At 67.3% G+C, this 18,584-nt stretch carries 12 protein-coding genes; all 12 read left to right on the top strand.

Features of this window, described 5'->3' with window-relative positions; genetic code table 11:
* Positions 1–21 precede the first annotated feature (21 nt).
* The 12 genes from INF26_RS08630 to INF26_RS06600 all read left to right on the top strand — a co-directional run bounded on the left by INF26_RS08630 (position 22) and on the right by INF26_RS06600 (position 18,582).
* The gene (locus INF26_RS08630; RefSeq protein ID WP_193530068.1) at positions 22–2,559 is read left to right on the top strand and encodes an ATP-binding response regulator; all 2,538 of its coding nucleotides are present in this window, start codon (positions 22–24) and stop codon (positions 2,557–2,559) included.
* The gene (locus INF26_RS06650; protein ID WP_193530066.1) at positions 2,556–4,763 is read left to right on the top strand and encodes a hybrid sensor histidine kinase/response regulator; all 2,208 of its coding nucleotides are present in this window, start codon (positions 2,556–2,558) and stop codon (positions 4,761–4,763) included. The genes INF26_RS08630 and INF26_RS06650 overlap by 4 nt, the downstream gene beginning before the upstream one ends.
* Positions 4,760–5,434, top strand: a complete 675-nt coding sequence (locus INF26_RS06645) for a GGDEF domain-containing protein (RefSeq protein WP_193530065.1) — start codon at positions 4,760–4,762, stop codon at positions 5,432–5,434. The genes INF26_RS06650 and INF26_RS06645 overlap by 4 nt, the downstream gene beginning before the upstream one ends.
* Positions 5,427–6,515 (top strand): HD-GYP domain-containing protein, encoded by a 1,089-nt coding sequence (locus tag INF26_RS06640; protein WP_193530063.1) that lies wholly within the window; start codon positions 5,427–5,429, stop codon positions 6,513–6,515. Before INF26_RS06645 ends, INF26_RS06640 begins: the two co-directional genes overlap by 8 nt.
* Positions 6,512–6,862, top strand: coding sequence for an Hpt domain-containing protein (locus INF26_RS06635; RefSeq protein ID WP_193530061.1), 351 nt, complete (start codon positions 6,512–6,514; stop codon positions 6,860–6,862). The genes INF26_RS06640 and INF26_RS06635 overlap by 4 nt, the downstream gene beginning before the upstream one ends.
* Positions 6,863–7,002: 140 nt before the next feature.
* Complete coding sequence (locus INF26_RS06630; RefSeq protein ID WP_193530059.1) at positions 7,003–10,770, top strand: DUF7601 domain-containing protein; 3,768 nt, start codon at positions 7,003–7,005, stop codon at positions 10,768–10,770.
* A 171-nt stretch (positions 10,771–10,941) separates the two neighbouring features.
* Positions 10,942–13,017 (top strand): elongation factor G, encoded by a 2,076-nt coding sequence (locus tag INF26_RS06625; RefSeq protein WP_193530058.1) that lies wholly within the window; start codon positions 10,942–10,944, stop codon positions 13,015–13,017.
* A 139-nt stretch (positions 13,018–13,156) separates the two neighbouring features.
* The gene (locus tag INF26_RS06620; RefSeq protein ID WP_193530057.1) at positions 13,157–14,341 is read left to right on the top strand and encodes an FprA family A-type flavoprotein; all 1,185 of its coding nucleotides are present in this window, start codon (positions 13,157–13,159) and stop codon (positions 14,339–14,341) included.
* A 181-nt stretch (positions 14,342–14,522) separates the two neighbouring features.
* Entirely contained in the window at positions 14,523–15,521 is a 999-nt protein-coding gene (locus tag INF26_RS06615) for a hypothetical protein (protein WP_193530056.1), read from the top strand.
* A gap of 394 nt (positions 15,522–15,915) precedes the next feature.
* Positions 15,916–17,262, top strand: coding sequence for a hemolysin family protein (locus tag INF26_RS06610; RefSeq protein WP_193530055.1), 1,347 nt, complete (start codon positions 15,916–15,918; stop codon positions 17,260–17,262).
* A gap of 92 nt (positions 17,263–17,354) precedes the next feature.
* The gene (locus INF26_RS06605) at positions 17,355–18,086 is read left to right on the top strand and encodes a cyanophycin synthetase family protein (RefSeq protein ID WP_193530054.1); all 732 of its coding nucleotides are present in this window, start codon (positions 17,355–17,357) and stop codon (positions 18,084–18,086) included.
* A 46-nt stretch (positions 18,087–18,132) separates the two neighbouring features.
* On the top strand, positions 18,133–18,582 hold the full coding sequence (locus tag INF26_RS06600; protein ID WP_193530052.1) for a YtxH domain-containing protein: 450 nt from the start codon (positions 18,133–18,135) through the stop codon (positions 18,580–18,582).
* Positions 18,583–18,584 lie beyond the last annotated feature (2 nt).

Below are 18,584 nucleotides of genomic sequence, written 5' to 3'. Positions count from 1 at the left end.
AGGTCGACAAGGGCGGGCAACGTGCTCGCGGTTCTCGCGCGCATGCGCCTGAGCATCGCGGTCTTCGTGGTGTTCGTGGTGCTGGCCGTCGCGGGCGGCATGGTCCTGCGCGACACGCTGCTGCGCAACGCCAACGCGTCCAACACGGCGCTCTCCCGCTACTACGCCTCCGAGACCGACAGCAACCTCGTGACCTACGAGGCGCTCCTGGACTTTGGCACCACCTCCATCGAGCAGCGCATCCACAACGACAACCCGTGGGGCTCGCTCGAGGCCTGGGCCGAGACCTACTGCCAGCGCATCCGCAGCGTCCTGGGAGACGACAGCATCAACGTCTACGGCGTCATCGACGGCGAGGTCCTCAACGTCAGCGGCATCGAGCTCGGCGACGAATTTCAGCCGCAGGAGCGCACCTGGTACCAGACCGCCATGGAGAACCGCGGCACGCCGGTCTTCACCGACGTCTACCGGGATGTGCTCACCGGCCGCAACGTGGTCACGGTCGCGCAGGCGTGCGACAACATCGACGCGGTGCTGGCCTTCGACGTCTACCCCGAGAGCTTCGAGTTCCGCTTTGCCGCCACGGACCTGCCGGCCGGCGTGTCCTACTTCCTGTGCGACGGCGCGGGCGTGGACCTCTACCACCAGACCGATCAGCCCGAGGAGGACGTGCCCGCGTACCTCTCCGGCCTCGTCGAGCGCATCGAGGCCGGCGAGCTGGAGGGCCACGACGCCTTTGTCATCGACTCCCACGGCGAGCGCCGCGCCGTGGACTACTCGCGGCTCGCCAACGGCTGGTACTCGATCGTGACCACACCCTACTCGCTCATCCTGGGCGACCTCACCAATGTCTACGTGGTGTTCGTCGGCATGGGGGCGGCGTTTCTCGCCGCGCTCGTGGCCATGGCCGTACGCGACTGGCGCCGCAGCAAGGCCATGGAGCGCACCAACGAGACCGTGCGCGTGCTGGGCAACTCCTACTACGCGATCTACCTCGTGAACTACAAGACGGGCACCTACGAGATGATCAAGGGCTCCGACTACGTGCGCGAGCGCATCCCGGAGAGCGGCCCCTACGAGGAGCTGCTGCGCACCGCGAGCGAGGTCATCGAGGAGGCCACGTTCCAGGAGTTCGAGGAGAGCTTCTCGGCCGACAACATCCGCGAGCTTGTGGCCGGCCGCGTGCGCGACTACGGCGGCGACTTCCTGCGCAAGTTCGGCGAGAAGTACCGCTGGGTCAACGTGCGCGTGCTCTACGACGAGTCGCTCTCGCCGGAGGAGGTCGTGCTGTGCTTCCGCGAGGTCGACGCCGAGAAGCAGCGCCAGCTCCGCGAGCGCCACTACCTGGAGCAGGCGCTCGACACCGCCCAGGACAGCCTGGAGGCCAAGCAGGCCTTCTTCAACAACATGAGTCACGACATGCGCACGCCGCTCAACGCGATCATCGGCCTCACCGAGCTCGCGCGCCGAGACGTCGGCGACGCCGAGAAGACCGCCGACTACCTGCGGCGCATTGAGCAGTCCGGCCGCCAGCTCCTGACGCTGGTGAGCGACATCCTGGACATCTCGCGCATGGAGAGCGGCAAGGTCTCGTTCACGAGCGAGCGCATGGACCTGGCGCGTACGCTCGAAGACGCGATGGCCACCTTCGAGATCCAGGCCCGCGAGCAGGGCAAGACGTTCACGAGCGACGTCCGCGTGCCGGACCCCTACGTCTACGGCGACCCGATGCGCCTGTCGCAGGTCGTGAACAACCTGCTCTCCAACGCGCTCAAGTACACCAACCCCGGCGACTCCGTCAGCGTGACCGTGCGCCAGGAGGACCGCGGCGACGTGGGCAGCTACAAGATCGTGGTGGCCGACACCGGCATCGGCATGTCGGAGGACTACCTGCCGCACCTCTTCGAGCTCTACGCGCGCGAGCAGCGCTTTGGCACCTCGCAGACCGTGGGCACGGGGCTGGGCATGCCCATCACCAAGAGCCTGGTCACGCAGATGGGCGGCTCCATCGAGGTGGAGAGCCAGCTCGACGTGGGCACCACGTTCACGGTGACGCTGCCCTTCTCGCCCGCGCCGGCAGAGGACCCGGCCGCGTGTGCCGCCACGCCGGCGGTGGCGGCGGAGATGCCGGAGGGCGGCGAGGCCGAGGTGCTGCGCGGGGCGCGCGTCCTTCTCGCCGAGGACAACGAGATCAACATGGAGATCTCCACGGAGCTCCTGTCCGGGGCGGGCGTCGAGGTGATCCAGGCCTGGAACGGCCGCGAGGCGCTCGACGCCTTTGCCGCGTCCGAGCCGGGCTCGGTCGACGCGATCCTGCTGGACATGAAGATGCCCGAGATGGACGGCTGCGAGGCGGCCCGCGCGATCCGCGCGCTGGACCGTGCCGACGCGCGCGAGGTGCCCATCGTGGCTGTGACGGCCAACGCCTTCGCCGAGGACGTGGCCGCCACCACGGCGGCCGGCATGGACGCGCACGTCTCCAAGCCCATCGACTTCACGGTGCTCTGCCACACGCTCGCCACGCTCATGCTCCGGCGTCGGGGAGGTGAGACGCGATGAGCGAGAAGAACGCCGAGAAGAATGTCGCGCCCGCCGCCGCGCCAGAGGCCCTCGACGCAACCCGCATGCGCGCGCTCAGGTACGGCATCCTGGTGCTTCTCGCCCTGTGCGCGGCGATCTTCGCCGCGATCACGATGTACGCGATCCAGGACAGCGACGACACCATCGAGGACGTGAGCGGCGCCTTTATGGGCCAGATGAGCGCGCAGATCCGCCTGAACTTTGACTCCGAGCTGCGGCTGTACCGCTCGGAGATGGAGAGCGTGGCGCTGTCGGCGCTCTCGTACGAGCTGCTGCCCGGCGAGAGCCCGCTCGACGCCTTCGTGGGCGAGGCGGAGCGGCGCGGCTTCACCTACGCCGCGGTCTTCGACACGGAGGGCAACTCCCAGTTGCTCCTGGGCGAGGAGCTTGAGATCGACGACTTCGACGGCTTCGTCGGGGCCGTCATGGCCGGCGAGGACCACGTCACGGCGGGCGTCACGGCGTCGGGCGAGACGGTCGTCCTGCTCGGCGAGCCCGCGGAGCGCCCGATGGACTCCGGCGACGGCACGAGCGACCTTCTCGTCATGGGCGTCCCGCTGGACGAGATGGTCCAGGCGCTCTCGCTGGACGTCTCCACGACCGAGGTCTACTCGCACATCATCCGCGCGGACGGCTCCTTCATCCTCAACAGCGGCGGCAACGTCGCGGACAACTACCTCCAGCTGCTGCGCGACAGCGAGGGCGTGGAGGGCGTGCGCTACGACGTCACGGCCGACGAGCTCTCCGGCGTCATGGCGCGCGGTGAGAGCGACTTCTACGTGGTCTACGTCAACGGCAGCCGCTACGCGAGCTTCCTGGCGCCGCTGCCCGAGACCTCGTGGTTCATCGTGTCCGTCCTGCCCTACAGCGTGCTCCACGACCCCATCGACACCCTCGTGTGGAGCCTCGTGGTCGCGGCCTTCGTGGGCTGCCTCGTCCTCATGGCGGCGCTCGCGCTGCTGTTCGTGCGCTACCTGCGCGTCCTGCGCCAGCAGATGGACGAGCTCGCCCGCGCCCGCGCCGCCTCGGAGGAGGCGAGCCGCGCCAAGAGCGAGTTCCTCTCCAACATGAGCCACGACATCCGCACGCCCATGAACGCGATCGTGGGCATGACGCAGATCGCGCGCGAGCGCCAGGGCGACCCGGCGGCCGTCTCGGAGTGCCTGGACAAGATCGCGGTCTCGAGCAACCACCTGCTGGGCCTCATCAACGACGTGCTGGACATGTCGCGCATCGAGAGCGGGCGCATGGAGCTCGCCGAGGAGCCGGTCTCCCTGGAGGACGTGCTCGAGGGCACGGCCGCGATCGTGGGCCCGCAGGCCGAGGCGCGCGGCGTCAGCTTCGAGGTCGAGAAGGACCTCGAGTGCCGCACCGTCCGCACCGACGGGACGCGCCTGTCGCAGGTCCTTCTCAACCTGCTGTCCAACGCCGTCAAGTTCACGCCGGCCGGGGGGCGCGTCACGCTCTCCGTGGCGCAGGGCGCCTCGCCGCGCGGGGAGGGCCGCGTGCGCACGACGCTCACGGTGTCCGACACGGGCATCGGCATGTCCGAGGAGTTCCTGAGCCGGATCTTCGAGTCGTTCGAGCGCGAGGACAGCGAGCGCGTGCGCAAGACCGAGGGAACCGGACTGGGCATGGCCATCGTCAAGCGCATCGTGGACGGCATGGGCGGCACCGTGGAGGTGGAGAGCGTCCAGGGCGAGGGCTCCACGTTCCGCGTGGTGCTCGACCTGGAGCGCTGCGAGGACGAGGGCGGCCGCGAGGGCTCCGTCGACGTGGCGGACCTCGCCGGCGCGCGCGTGCTCGTGGCCGAGGACAACGAGCTCAACTGGGAGGTCGTGAGCGAGCTCCTGGGTGCGTGCGGGCTGGAGCTGGAGTGGGCCGAGAACGGCCGGGAGTGCGTGGAGCGCTTCTCGGCGAGCCCGGTCGGCCACTACGACGTCATCCTCATGGACGTGCGCATGCCCGAGATGAACGGATACGAGGCCACGCGGGCGATTCGCGCGCTCGACCGGGCGGATGCCGCGACGGTGCCCATCATCGCCATGACGGCGGACGCCTTCGCGGAGGACCGCGAGCGCGCCCGCGCGTGCGGCATGAGCGCGCACGTGGCCAAGCCGATCGACCTGCGGGAGACGCTGCGCGTCATGGCGCGCTGCCTGGGCGAGGGGAGGACGCGATGACGAACGCGTGGCAGGTCGCGGCCGTCGTGGGCTGGTCCGCGGCGGGCGCCGCCGCCGTGGCGCTGGTCGCGCTGCGGAGGCGCTGGGCGGCCGAGCTGGAGCGCTTCCGGGCGGTCTCGGAGCGCGACGCGCTGTGCGGCGTCTACAACAAGGGGGCGCTCGTCTCGCTGGTGAGCGACCTCTTTGGCCGGCGGGGCACGCGCCTGCGCGGGACGCTGCTGCTCGTGGACATCGACCGCTTCAAGGACGTGAACGACGAGTTCGGCCACGCCGAGGGAGACGAGATCCTGCGCGCCGTGGGCGAGGCCCTGAGCAGGGGCTTCCGTGCCGGCGACATCGTGGGGCGCTTCGGCGGCGACGAGTTCATGGTGTTCGCCGAGGGGCTCGTGGACCCGGCCACGATAGGCGAGAAGGTCGCCGCGCTGCGCGAGGCCACGCGCGAGGCGGGGCTGGCCCACGTCGGCCGCCCGGTCACCTGCAGCGTGGGCGCCCTCGTGATCGACGGCCGCGCGGCGACCTACGACGCGGCGCTGCGCCAGGCCGACGCGGCGCTCTACGAGGCCAAGCGCTCCGGGCGCGACCGTCACGTGACGGTCGCGTACGAGGAGCCGATCTGCCCGGCCGCCGGCGAGCGGCGCACGGGCGCAAGGGAGGCGAGCTTTGATGTCTGATGCCGAGAGGCGCGGACGCATGCTCATCGTCGACGACGAGGAGATCAACCGGCTGATCCTGGCCAACCTCTTCGAGGACGAGTTTGAGATCGAGGAGGCGGCCGACGGCCAGGAGGCCCTCGACGCGCTGCTCGCGGCGCCGGGCGGCTACGCCGCGGTTCTTCTCGACGTCATGATGCCGCACGTGGATGGCCTCGAGGTGCTGCGCCGCCTGGAGCCCACGGGCTTCCTGCGGCGCACCCCGGTGTTCCTCATCACCGCCGAGCGCGGCGACGACGTGATGCGGGAGGCCTACGAGCTGGGCGTCATGGACTTCATCGGCAAGCCGATCGTGCCGTACGTGGTCACACGACGGGTGCTTGCGGTGGTGGAGCTCTTCGAGGCGAGGAAGCGTCTCTCGCTTACGGTGGAGGACCAGCGCGTGCAGCTGCTCGAGCGCGCCGAGCGGATCATCGAGCTCAACCGGGGCATGATCGAGTCGCTCTCCACCGCGATCGAGTTCCGCGACGGCGAGAGCGGCCTGCACGTCCGCCGCATCCACGACATCACGCGGACGATCCTTCTGGAGACGCCCTTCGGCGAGGGGCTCTCGGAGGAGGACGTGGACGACATCGCGCTGGCCTCGATCATGCACGACGTGGGCAAGATCGCCATCCCGGACGCGATCCTGTGCAAGCCCGGCCGGCTCACGGCCGAGGAGTTCGAGGTCATGAAGACGCACACGACGCAGGGCGCCGACCTGCTGGCGCGCATCCCGCAGATGCGCTCGCTGGGCGCGTACCGCTACGCCGTGGACATCGCGCGCCACCACCACGAGCGCTGGGACGGCCGCGGCTACCCCGACGGCCTGGTCGGCGACGAGAACAGCGCCTGGGCGCAGGTGGTGGGCCTGGCCGACGTCTACGACGCGCTGACGAACAAGCGCGTGTACAAGGCGGCCTTCACGCGCGAGGAGTCACTGCGGATGATCTGCGAGGGGGAGTGCGGGACGTTCAACCCGCGCCTGCTCGAGTGCTTCCTGGAGATTGAGCCCGCGATCGCGCGCCTCTACGAGGGCGCCGGCGAGGAGGAGCAGAGATGAGGCTTGAGGTTCTGAACGCGGCCGGCCTGGACACGGCGGACGCGCTGGCGCGGCTGATGGGCAGCGAGGCGCTGCTCGGGCGGCTGCTGGGCAAGTTCGCGGCGGACGAGAACTGCGCGCGCCTGGCGGCGGCGGCCGAGAAGGACGACGCGGACGCGGCGCTCGAGGCGGCGCACGCGCTCAAGGGCGTGAGCGGCAACCTCTCCATGACGAGGCTCTACGAGTTGACGGCGCGCCAGTGCGAGCTCATCCGCGGCGGCGACTGGCCCGCGGCGCGCGCGCTGGTGGACGACGTGGTGGCCGAGCACGACGCCCTCGTCGCCGCGATCGCCGAGGCGCTGGCGTAGCCGCGCCGCACCGCCACCTCGGGCCGAACCTGAAAAGACTCCACAGGTTGCCAAACTTTTCTGTTAAGGTTTGCATGTTGCCCCAGACTTATCCAACTTGAAACGCAGCAGGGGGCTCGGAGTCGAAGGTGAGGCTGTTGATGCGCAATCTCCTGACGAGGCGCTCTTCTGGTGGAAGAGCGCGTGCCCGACTGAATGGCTCGCGAGCGGCGATCGTGCTCGCCGGCGTGCTCGTGGCGTTTGTCGCCGTCCTGGGCGTGACGTCCGTCGCGTGGGCGGCTCTGTCCGAGCACACGGTCACCGGCGTGAGCCCCCGTGGCACCACGATCAACCTGTTCGACTACTGGATCACCGGGCAGATCGAACCGGATAACGTGGACTACACCGACGATCAGGCCGACCAGGGCATCAACGCCGGCCACACGCTCAAGTTTGGCAAGAGCATGGGCGAGAGCGAAGACCCGTTTGCCGCCAACACTGGCAATGTGAATCAGTGGACCAAGTCGGCTCACCCCCGCACGGGCATCGTCGCCAGCGGCCTGGACGAAGACGGCTATCCCGTTATGAGCCAGACGTTCGGCAGCGCGCCGCTTGACTATCTCTTCAATAGCGCGAGCGTTGACGGCAAGGCCGCATACACGGACGTCAAGGGCCTGCTGCAGGTCGACGACGAGGGCTATTACTACTACAACAGCCAGGAGAACTTCGCCCAGTTCAACGTCAATGGCGAGAGCGGCAGCTTCGTGCTGTACGACACGTGGGGCGTCGCGCATACGGGCAGCTCTCCTGACGGCCAGTTCTTCCCGTTCAACACCGGCGCCGAGGTGTTTGACGATAACTCCGACGGAGGCATCACCCAGAAGGACGGCATCACGTCGACGAGCGAGATCATCAACCACTACTTCGGCGTGCATATGTCCACTCGCTTCGTCCAGCAGTACGGCGGGCACAACGCGCCGGACGGCACGGCGGGGCAGCGGGAGGTCACCTACAACTTCTCCGGCGACGATGACGTCTGGATCTTCATCGACGGCGTGCTCGTGGGCGACCTCGGCGGCATCCACGACGCCACGTCGATCGAGATCAACTTCGCCACGGGCAACGTGGTCGTGTACGAGGACACGAACGGGAACTATCAGTGGGATAACGGTGATACCGTCTACTCTCAGAACACGCTGAAGAGCCTCTTTGCTCTCAACGGCGATACCTTCGACGACAACACCTACCACACCCTTGACTTCTTCTATCTCGAGCGCGGCAACACCGACTCCAACATGTATCTCAAGTACAACCTCGTGAACATCCCGGAGTCCGGCGTCGTCAAGGTCGACCAGTACGGCGACGAGCTCCCGGGCGTCGAGTTCACGCTGACTGAGGCTGACTCCAGCTACCAGCCCGCTGCGAGTGCGGCTTCCGTCTCTGGCGTCACCAACGCGAATGGCGAGATGATTTTCACCTACAGGAACGACGCTGGCCAGGAGATCCCCATCACGCTCGAGCAGATGGGTGAGCGCAGTGGGTACTGGATTCTCGAGGAAACCGAGGGCAATACGACCATCGGGTATCGCAACCCGGGTGTGGTGAAGCTGCGCTTCTCCAAGATCAACGGCGACGGCACCGGAGACGGCGTTCTGCTCTCGAGCAACCAGTGGGACACGGGCGCCTACTCGCAGGCACACGTGACTGCCACGGCGACCACGACGATCTCGTCTGTTGGCGGCGGCGCAACCTACGATCCTGCCGACGGCCTGATGTTTGCCGTGGTGACCAAGATAAACGACGGCGCGCACTATGCCGTGACGGGCGACGCCTTCAACGGCTGGAACGTCGCCACGACCGCGATCGATGACGTCGACACCAACAAGGATGCCATCGTGAGCGCAGCGAAGGCCTCGGGCTACGCCTTCGTGCTCGGCTCGGGTGGCGCGTACCAGACCACCATCGAGGACCTGCCCGGCGACGTCACCACCTACGAGTACATGATCGAGAATGGTCAGGGTACGGGCGAGCCCCAGTACGCCGTCAAGTACTACTGGTCCGACGCGACCTCGTTCGACGACCTGACCGTCGCGAGCACGATTGTCGAGGTCGACCCAGACGCCGGCCAGGGCTTCGACCGCATGTTCTCGGTGACGCTCTCCATCCCCAACATCAAGAACGAGCTGACGCTGGTCAAGACCGACGAGGCGACGGGCAACCCCATTCAGGGCGTCACGTTCAACATGTATGATGACGAGAACGGCAACGGTGTCTACGATGCCGACGAGCGCAGGTGCTTCTCGGGCACTACTGACGCTAACGGGACGCTCAACATCACGTCGAATACCTACAACGGCAAGTCTTTGCTCGACAAGGGCGAGTACGTGCTGGTCGAAGAGGCGCTCAGTGGATACGTGAACGAGGGCACGTCCATTCGCGTGATCGTCGACGACGACGGCGTGCACGTGGACGCGGGTAAGGCTGGCGACAACGTGACCGTGGAGACGGGCATCGGCGACCTTGTCTACAGCTTGCGCAGCTTCGCGGCCGACGACCAGATTGACGCCACGCTGCACGAGGTGAAGGCGCAGCCGCAGACCGCGACGACCTATGAGGGGGCGTCGACGGCCTGGAACGGCAGTGGCGGCGAGCTGCACTTCCAATATCAGGACAAGAACGACGAAAATGCGCTGACCTATCAGCCCTCCGACAACAGCGACGCCACCTATACCGCCGACGCTGGCTGGTCGCGCCTCGACGTGACGCAGTGCTGGGACCACGGAAGCAAGGATTACAAGAAGGAGCTGGGCGACCAGAGTCTGAACGGCATCTTCTCCGGTGACGTGACCATCCACGTGACCAACAGGAAGCTGAGCTCGCTCACCGTGGAGAAGAAGGTCACCGGAACGGGTGCGCCTGCTGACGCCGTCTTTGAGTTCACGCTCGAGCTTACCGACGCTAACGGCCCGATTTCGGGCACCTTCGAGGCCGAGACAACGCACGCCGATGGCAGCATCCCGACGACCCAGCAGTTCACCTTCTCCGCCGACACGACCGAGAACTCGTTCACGATCAAGAACGGTGACCGCATCACCATCAAGGGCCTGCCCGCCGACACCACCTACACGGTGACCGAGGCCGCGACGGACTACTACGACCAGAGCGTCTCCCCGGACGCCGGTTCCAGCAAGACTGGGGACGGCCTGGCCTCGACGGGCACCATCGCCAGCGATCCCGCCACCGTCGAGTTCACCAACACCTTCTGGGGCGGATCGGTCGACTATGACCAGGCGGTCGGCGTCGACATCTCCAAGATCTTCACGGGTCGCGACATGAAGCCGGGTGAGACGTTCACCATCAACGTCCAGCCCAAGGACACGGCCTCCGCGGCCCTTCTCGGCCTCAAGGACGAGAATGACGTGCTGCCGATCGAGTTCTCCGGCCTCAGCGACGGCGTCAGGGCCACGAACGACCTGACGGCCGGCAAGAACATCGTGTTCACGGAGGGCAACGTCGGCACGTACACCTACACGGTCTCCGAGGTGCGTCCCGCGGACGACCCGATTGACGGGGTCGCCTACGACGACACCGTCTACACGCTGACCATCGAGGCGACGGTCGACGGCGACGGCGTGGTCACCGTGACGACGAGCGCGACGGACGGCGACGGCTTCGACAAGGAGTCCACGGTGTCCGGTTCCCGCCACAAGAACTCCGCCATCGAGCTCTCGTTCGCTAACACGTACACCGCCGCGCCCGACGACGGCGAACAGGGCGGTGACCAGGGCGGCACCACGCCGGATGATCCGAAGGACACCATCCCCCGGACGGGTGACGACTCGTTTGCCCACGCACCGACGCTCGCCCTTCTCGGCGCTGCCGTCGTTGCGGGCGGGGTCGTCCTCCGCAGGCGCCTGACGCGCGAGTAGTCGCAGGCGCGAACCTACCGACCTGACAGGGGCGGCTCCAGCAGCGGGGCCGCCCCTTCGCCATCCGCCGCCACCGTTCTTCTCGCCCGCTGCCCGATATGTGCGCAACGCGACGCGCCCTCGTGGGTAAGGTGAGTGCATCGTGCACACACCCCGTCCAAGGGAGGCATCATGGCTGCAAAGGGAACGGAGAAGGTCAAGAACGTGGTCCTTGTGGGCCAAGGCGGCGTGGGCAAGACCATGCTGGCCGAGGCCATGCTTCACCTGACGGGGCGTACCACCCGTCTCGGCGGCCACGCCGGCACCAAGCCCACGCTGGACTATGACGGCGAGGAGGGGGAGCGCGGGTTCTCCATCTCCACCGCCATCGCACCGATCATCTGGGAGGGTACGCGCCTGAACGTGCTCGACGCCCCGTGCTACCCCGACTTCGTCGGTGACGCCTACGCCGCCATGAGCGCGTGCGAGACGGCCGTCTTCGTCGTGGACGCCGCCTCGGGCCCGGGCACCATCACCACCCGCCTGTGGTATGCGGCCGAGGAGCTCAGCCTCGCCCGCGCGCTGTTCATCAACCGTCTTGACCGCCCCGACGCGGACTTCGACGTGGCCATGGCCGCGCTGCAGGAGCGTTTCGGCACCAACCTCGGCGCCGTCACCATCCCGATGGGCTCCGGCGAGGCCTTCTCCGGCATCATCGACGTCGTCCACATGAAGGCGCGCCACCTCGAGAACGGCAAGCCGATCGTCGAGGACGTCCCCGCCGAGTACGCCGACGCCGCCGAGGCCGCCCGCGCGCAGCTCACCGAGCTCGTGGTCGAGGCGGACGACGAGGTCATGATGAAGTACCTCGAGGGCGAGGAGGTCACCCAGGACGAGCTCGAGGGGCTTCTCGCCAAGGCCATCCGCGAGCGCGTCTTTGTCCCGGTCTTCTCCGGTAGCTGCGTGCGCGAGGAGGGCGTCATCTCCTTCATGGACGCCGCCGTGGCCTGGTTCCCCACGATGGCCGACTTCGGCCGCATCCCGCTGGTCAACGGCGAGCAGCTTGACATCTCAGAGGATGACGAGCGCCCCGTGGTCTTTGCGTTCAAGTCCCTCAACGACCCGCAGAACGGCCGCCTGTCCTTCCTCAAGGTCCTGGCCGGCACCATCACGCCGGGCATCGAGCTCACCAACGCGCGCACGCGCAAGACCGAGCGCCTGGGCCACCTCTACCAGATGTGCGGCCGCGAGACCACCGACGTGCAGTCCGCCGCCGCGGGCGACATCGTCGTGGTGCCCAAGCTCGAGGCCATGACCGGTGACACGCTGTCCGTGACCGGCAAGGTCGAGGCCGCCGAGTTCCGCTTCCCCAACTCGCTCTACCGCATCGCCATCGAGCCCGACGCGCGCGGCACCGAGGGCAAGCTCTACGCCTTCCTCGAGAAGAGCGCGGACGCCGACCCCACCCTCAAGGTGGAGCGCGACGAGGACACCGGCCAGACCGTCATCTCCGCTATCGGCGAGGCGCAGGTCAGCGTCCTTCTCGACCGTCTTGAGGACCGCGCGGGCATCACCGCCCACACCGTGGCGCTCAAGATCCCGTATCGCGAGACCATCCGCCGCGTGGCATCCGCCCAGGGCCGCCACAAGAAGCAGACCGGCGGCGCCGGCCAGTACGGCGACTGCTGGCTGCGCATCGAGCCCAACCCGGGCGCCGGCTACGAGTTCGCGGACGAGGTCGTGGGCGGCCACATCCCGCGCGGCTTCATCCCGGCCATCGACAAGGGCGTCCAGGAGACCATGCGCGAGGGCGTGCTCGCGGGCTACCCGATGATCGACGTCAAGGTCGCCGTCTACGAGGGCTCCTACCACCCGGTCGACTCCAACGAGATGGCGTTCAAGACCGCCGCGCGCATCGGCTTCCAGAAGGCCGTCGCGCAGGCCGAGCCCGTGCTGCTCGAGCCCATGGCGCACCTGCGCATCACCGTGCCGGAGAGCTACGCCGGCTCCGTGATGGGCGACGTCTCCGCCTCCCGCGGTCGCGTCGAGGGCATGGAGGCCGGCACCGGCGCCGCCGCCGGCGAGACCACGGTCGTGGCCACCATCCCGTACGCCGAGGTCACCGACTACGCCACCCGCCTGCGCTCGCTCTCGCGCGGCACCGGCGAGTTCGAGCTCGAGGTCAGCGGCTACGAGCAGGTCCCGCACGACATCCAGCAGAAGCTGGCCGAGGAGTACGCCGCCCGCCGCGCCGCCGGCGAGAAGTGATTCAAAAGGGGACAGACCCCTTTTGAATCATCGTGACCCCCACGCGGGCGGTCGGTTTCGCGCCGGCCGCCCGTTTTTCTCGCCATGGGCGGGGTAAAATGCTGCTATGCGGCTATCACTTCCAACCGAGGAGGAAACCATGCTCTCCGCTGTTCAGATCAAGCCGGACGTCTACTGGGTCGGCGCGCTCGACTGGAACGCGCGCGAGTTCCACGGCTACACCACCGAGGCCGGCATCACCTACAACGCCTACCTCATCCTGGACGAGAAGGTCACGCTGATCGACACGGCCAAGGTCACCTTCACCGACGAGCTGCTCGAGCGCATCTCCTCGGTGATCGACCCGTCCAAGATCGACGTGCTCATCGCCAACCACGTGGAGATGGACCACTCCGGCAACACCCCCACGATCAAGCGCCTCGCGCCCGACTGCCAGATCTACTGCTCCGCGCCGCAGGGCGTGAAGAACATGACCGCGCACTTTGGCGACCTGGGCTACAACGGCGTCAAGACCGGCGACACCCTGTGCATCGGCAGGCGTACGCTGGCCTTTGTCCAGACGCCGATGGTCCACTGGCCTGACAACATGGTCACCTACGACGCCTACGACAAGATTCTCTTCTCCAACGACGCGTTCGGCCAGCACTTTGCCAGCTCGGCGCGCTTCGATGACGAGAACGACATGTGCGAGGTCATGCACCAGGCGCACAAGTACTACGCCAACATCGTGCAGCCTTACCGTGCGCAGGCGGCCGCTGCCGTCAAGGCGGTGCGCGGGCTCGGGCCGGACGCGCTCGAGCTGATCTGCCCGGCGCACGGCATCATCTGGCGCAGCCACGTCGAGGACATCCTCGCCGCGTACGAGGGCTTCGTGTCCGGCGAGGTCCAGGAGCGCGCGCTGGTGGTCTACGACTCCATGTGGCACTCCACCGAGAAGATCGCCCGCTCGCTGGTCGACGGCTTCCTGGCCGCCGGCGTGCCCGCGCAGCTCATGGACCTCAAGGAGAACCACATCTCCAACGTGATGGACGTGTTCATGGACTGCAAGTACGTGTGCGTGGGCTCGCCGACGCTCAACAGCCAGATGCTGCCGACCGTCGCCGGCTTCCTCACGTACATGAAGGGTCTCTCGCCCAAGAACGACAACCGTGTCGGCCTGGCGTTCGGCAGCTACGGCTGGGCGCCGATGGGGCCCAAGAACGTCGCGGCCGAGCTCGAGGCCGCGGGGTTCCGGATGCCCGTCGACACGCTCGCCGTCAACTGGATTCCGGGGGACGAGCAGCTGGGTGCCGCGCGCGACGCGGTCGCGGGGCTGATGGCGTAGCGCCGCCACGGAACAGAACGTACGCGATTGTGAGAAGGCCGCCCGCATGGGCGGCCTTCTTTCGCGTAGCTGTCACGTAGCTGACACAGAAAGCAAAACATATCGAACCAAATACTCTAAAACTCCACTTGTGAATCGCTCGATACCGTATATCTTCGTGTACATGGCGAAAGGAGGTTTCGTGAGGGAGCTAAGGGTTGGGTTCGAGTCGGCGCTGGACTTCTGGCGGGCGGCGCGCATCGCCGCGCCCGGGCGGATCGTCGAGGTCCCCGAGGGAAAGATCTACGGGGCGCGGGAGCTGTCGCTCTCCGAGCAGGTGAGTCTCGCCTGCAACCTCTGCAACACCGAGCCCCCGCTCGACGTGGTGGTGCCGAGGGCTGATGCACGTATCAACAGCGAGCGAGTGAACAGCCACGTGTGGTCGGGGCCACTATCAGAAAAGCATCTCGTTCCGCTGGGGGACGGAGTGCTGGTCTGTCGGCCGGCCCCGATGTTCCTGCAGCTTGCAACAGTTATGGACGAGATCGACCTGGCAAGGGTGGGCTATGAGCTGTGCGGCACCTATGCCCTGGACGCGGACTCCGAGCGTGGTTTTGTGGATGGGATTCCGCCTTTGGTTGACATAGCGGAGCTGTCCGCGTACGCAAGATCAGCGATGGCCCTTGGAATCCGAGGCGCCGCGAGAGCGATGCGCGCCCTCGACATCATGGCGGGAGGATCAGACTCTCCTCGCGAGACCGATGTGGCCGTGTTCTTGGCAAGTACCCGGTTGTGTGGTGGCGCCGGTGTCCCAGGGTTCCGCATGAACGTTTCTATCTCCCTGCCCGAGGAGCTTGCCGAGGTGCTGGGCCAGAGGACGGCACGTCCCGACTTCTCGTGGCCGGATGGGACGGTCGGGGAGTATGACAGCGACGAGTACCATCGCGACCCCGTCGCACGAGCCCGTGACGAGAGAAAGCGTCGCGCCTACCAGGCCGTGGGTCTTGACTGCGTCACCATGACGCGTGGGACCTTTCGGAGCAACGCGGAGCTTGACCTGTTTGTGACTGATCTGGAAGCAAGCCTTGGTTTGCATCGAAACCCACCAAACGAGAGGATGCTCGCGGCTCGGCGGCGCTTACGCGAGCGACTGTTTGGCCCCGAGGAGATTTCGTCCGCGATTCGCGTGCTTCGTGACTAGCGGCTTGGGAACGGGCATTCCAAAACGCCCTCTCGTGCAACATTGTGTTGAGCTGAAATCTAAAACAGCCCTTCGTGCAACATGAAAATCGCCTTGGGGAAGAATACCCATACAATCTGAAATCAGTTATCTGGGCAAATGTGATTATTGCTCATCGGATTGGAGTAAGGAAGCTGATCCTGTGTTGCACGAAGGGCTGTTTTGGTTCAGGAGGGCGCTCGATGTTGCACGAGCGACGGTTTTGCGGAAACGCGGAGTGCCCCAGGGGTCAACAAGGGGCGTATGGTGCGTGCGAATCAGCGACCTGCTAAAATTATCCCGTTGTGTCGACGGCGCCAGCGTCCCTGCCGCGGCACGTATCTGACATCCGACCAAGGAGGTTGCGCACAAGCGCATGGACGTAGCGATATCTATTGTGGTCACTTTCCTGCTCACGCTGGCCAACGGCTATTTCTCGATGTCCGAGCTTGCCGTAGTGAGCGCCAAGAGGGCAGTGCTCGAGCCGGAGGCTGAGGAGGGAGACCGCAAGGCGCGCGCCGCCCTCGACCTCGGCTCCAACTCTGAGCAGTTCCTCGCCACCATTCAGGTCGCCATCACGCTCGTGGGCTTCGCGTCCTCCGCGTTCGCGAGCACGAGCCTCTCCGACCCGCTCGGCAACTGGTTCATGAGCCTCGGCATGCCCGCGGGCATCGCCGTCCCCCTGGCCCCGGTGCTCATCACCCTCGCGGTCTCCTACCTCTCCATCGTCGTGGGCGAGCTCGTTCCCAAGCGCATCGCCCTCTCCGACGCCGAGCGCACCGCCAAGTCGGTCGCCGGCCCCATCCGCGGCTTCATGACCATCGCCCGCCCGCTGGTCTGGCTCACGGCCAAGTCCGCCAACGGCCTCTCCGCGCTGCTGGGCATCAAGTCCGCCGACGAGCGCGACAGCGTCTCCGAGGAGGAGATCAAGTACATGGTCGCCGACGCCGACGAGCTCTCCGACCAGGAGAAGTCCATGATTCACGAGGTCATCGAGCTCGGCGACACCATCGCCCGCGAGGTCATGATCCCACGCGTGGACATGACCGCCGTCGAGGACACGGCCACGCTCTCCGAGGTGCTCGCCATCATGCGCCGCACCGGCTACTCCCGCATCCCGGTCTACCACGAGTCCGTCGACCGCATCGTGGGCGTCGCGCACATCAAGGACATCATCAGCCCCATCCTCGACGAGGGCCGCGCCGCCGACCCCGTGGCGCGCCACGCCCGTACCGCCAGCTTCGTCCCGGACACCAAGGACATCATCCCGCTGCTCTCCGAGATGCAGTCCAGCCACGACCAGATGGTGATCGTCGTGGACGAGTACGGCGGAACCGCCGGCGTCATCACGATCGAGGACATCGTCGAGGAGGTCGTCGGCGAGATCGAGGACGAGTTCGACCCCGACAACAAGTACCTCACGCAGCTCTCCGAGTGCGAGTGGCTCGTCGACGGCCGCTTCTCCATCGACGACGCCATCGAGCTCGGCTGGCCCGTCGAGGACTCCGAGGAGTTCGAGACCATCGCCGGCTTCGTCCTGGACCAGGCCGACAAGCTCCCGCATCCCGGCGATGTCTTCGTCAAAGATGGGTATCAGTTCCGTGTGCAGTCCATGCGCGGCCGTCGTCTCTCGATGCTGCGCGTCGTCGCCCCCGAGCCCCCGGCCGAGGACGCCGAGGACGACGCTGACGGAGAGAAGCCCGCCGCCCCGGAGAAGGAGTAGGCCCGGCAGGCGGCTTCGCCCGCCCGTTTCATTACAATGGTACGAGGACCACGCCCGCGCGCCGCGCGGACCGAGACGAGAGGGAGCCGCACATGGCTCAGCTGTTCGACTTCAAGAAGGTCACCATCGGGCCGCGCGCGCTGACGGCGGTCGTCGAGCTCGCGCCCAGCGCCCCGCTCATGACGAGCGAGAACCCCGAGGCGACGGAGCTCGTCCTCGACCTCATGCCCGCCCTCGCCGACCACGTCTGCCTCGGTGACGCCGCCCCCACCTTCGGCGAGGTCGCGGCCGACACCGAGCTCGCCCACCTGCTCGAGCACGTCACCGTTGAGCTCCTTGCCCAGACGGACATCGCCGGCGACGTCTCCAGCGGCCGCACCGTCCAGACCGACGAGCGCACCTACGAGGTCACGCTCAGCTGCGTGGACGACGTGCTCGTCGCCGGCGCGCTCTCCAGCGCCGCCTGGGTCCTCCAGTGGGCCTACTCCGGCGGCGGCGATCCTCGCCCGGACGTGGACGCCATCGTCGGCGGCCTGGTCGCCCTGGTCGAGAGCGCCTCCGACCAGGAGGGCGAGAAGAACGACGAGGCCGCGGCCGAGGAGCCCGAGCCCGCCCCCGTGGAGGAGGCGCCGGCCGACGCCGAGCCCGAGCCGGCTTCCGAGTCCGAGGAGCCCGAGGCCCCGACCGACTCCGAGCCCGCCGCCGAGGAGCCCGTCCCCGACGACGCCGAGCTCCCCGAGGATCAGCCCTCCGAGGAGGAGCCCCCCTCCGCCCCCAGCCCCTGGGACCTGAACGCGGTCCCGCGCCCCCACCCCATCCGCTAGCGCATCCGCGCTCCGCGCCCGCAAGCCACACTGACAGGAGGATCCAATGAGTAAGAAGACCGTCGGCTTTATCCTTGGCAGCATCGTCGGCGCCGCCGCCGGCGTCGTCGCAGGCGTCATGCTCGCTCCGCGCTCCGGCGCCGAGAGCCGCGCCATGGCCGCGGACGCCATGAACGACGCTTGGGACTCCGCCGTTGACACCTACGAGCGCGGCGCCAGCGTCGTGAGCGACAAGTTCAGCGCCGTCCGCCCCGTCGTGGACGCCAAGACCGACGAGCTCCGCGCCAAGGTCGACCTCGCCCGCGAGCGCATGGACCAGCTCCGCGACTCCCTCTCCGACGTCGTGGCCAACGCCTCCGACCAGGTCAAGGATGCCGCCGCCACCGTCGCCGACCGCGTCTCCGCCATGGCCGACGCCGCCGCCCCCGCCGAGCAGGCCGCCGAGGCCGTCCACGTCGAGGTCGTCGACGCCGACGACGAGACCGCCGAGGCCTAGGC

Origin of the sequence: Thermophilibacter gallinarum (genome assembly GCF_014982725.1) — a bacterium.
In the GTDB taxonomy this organism is placed as follows: domain Bacteria; phylum Actinomycetota; class Coriobacteriia; order Coriobacteriales; family Atopobiaceae; genus Thermophilibacter; species Thermophilibacter gallinarum.
This window is presented reverse-complemented; position numbering and strand designations above follow the sequence as displayed.

Bases quoted from the DNA above. Each gene is read 5' to 3' on its own strand.
- INF26_RS06640 (WP_193530063.1), top strand. From the start codon at position 5,427: ATGTCTGATGCCGAGAGGCGCGGACGCATGCTCATCGTCGACGACGAG.
- INF26_RS06625 (WP_193530058.1), top strand. From the start codon at position 10,942: ATGGCTGCAAAGGGAACGGAGAAGGTCAAGAACGTGGTCCTTGTGGGC.
- INF26_RS06630 (WP_193530059.1), top strand. From the start codon at position 7,003: ATGCGCAATCTCCTGACGAGGCGCTCTTCTGGTGGAAGAGCGCGTGCC.
- INF26_RS06600 (WP_193530052.1), top strand. From the start codon at position 18,133: ATGAGTAAGAAGACCGTCGGCTTTATCCTTGGCAGCATCGTCGGCGCC.
- INF26_RS06605 (WP_193530054.1), top strand. From the start codon at position 17,355: ATGGCTCAGCTGTTCGACTTCAAGAAGGTCACCATCGGGCCGCGCGCG.
- INF26_RS06635 (WP_193530061.1), top strand. From the start codon at position 6,512: ATGAGGCTTGAGGTTCTGAACGCGGCCGGCCTGGACACGGCGGACGCG.
- INF26_RS06650 (WP_193530066.1), top strand. From the start codon at position 2,556: ATGAGCGAGAAGAACGCCGAGAAGAATGTCGCGCCCGCCGCCGCGCCA.
- INF26_RS06645 (WP_193530065.1), top strand. From the start codon at position 4,760: ATGACGAACGCGTGGCAGGTCGCGGCCGTCGTGGGCTGGTCCGCGGCG.
- INF26_RS06620 (WP_193530057.1), top strand. From the start codon at position 13,157: ATGCTCTCCGCTGTTCAGATCAAGCCGGACGTCTACTGGGTCGGCGCG.
- INF26_RS06610 (WP_193530055.1), top strand. From the start codon at position 15,916: ATGGACGTAGCGATATCTATTGTGGTCACTTTCCTGCTCACGCTGGCC.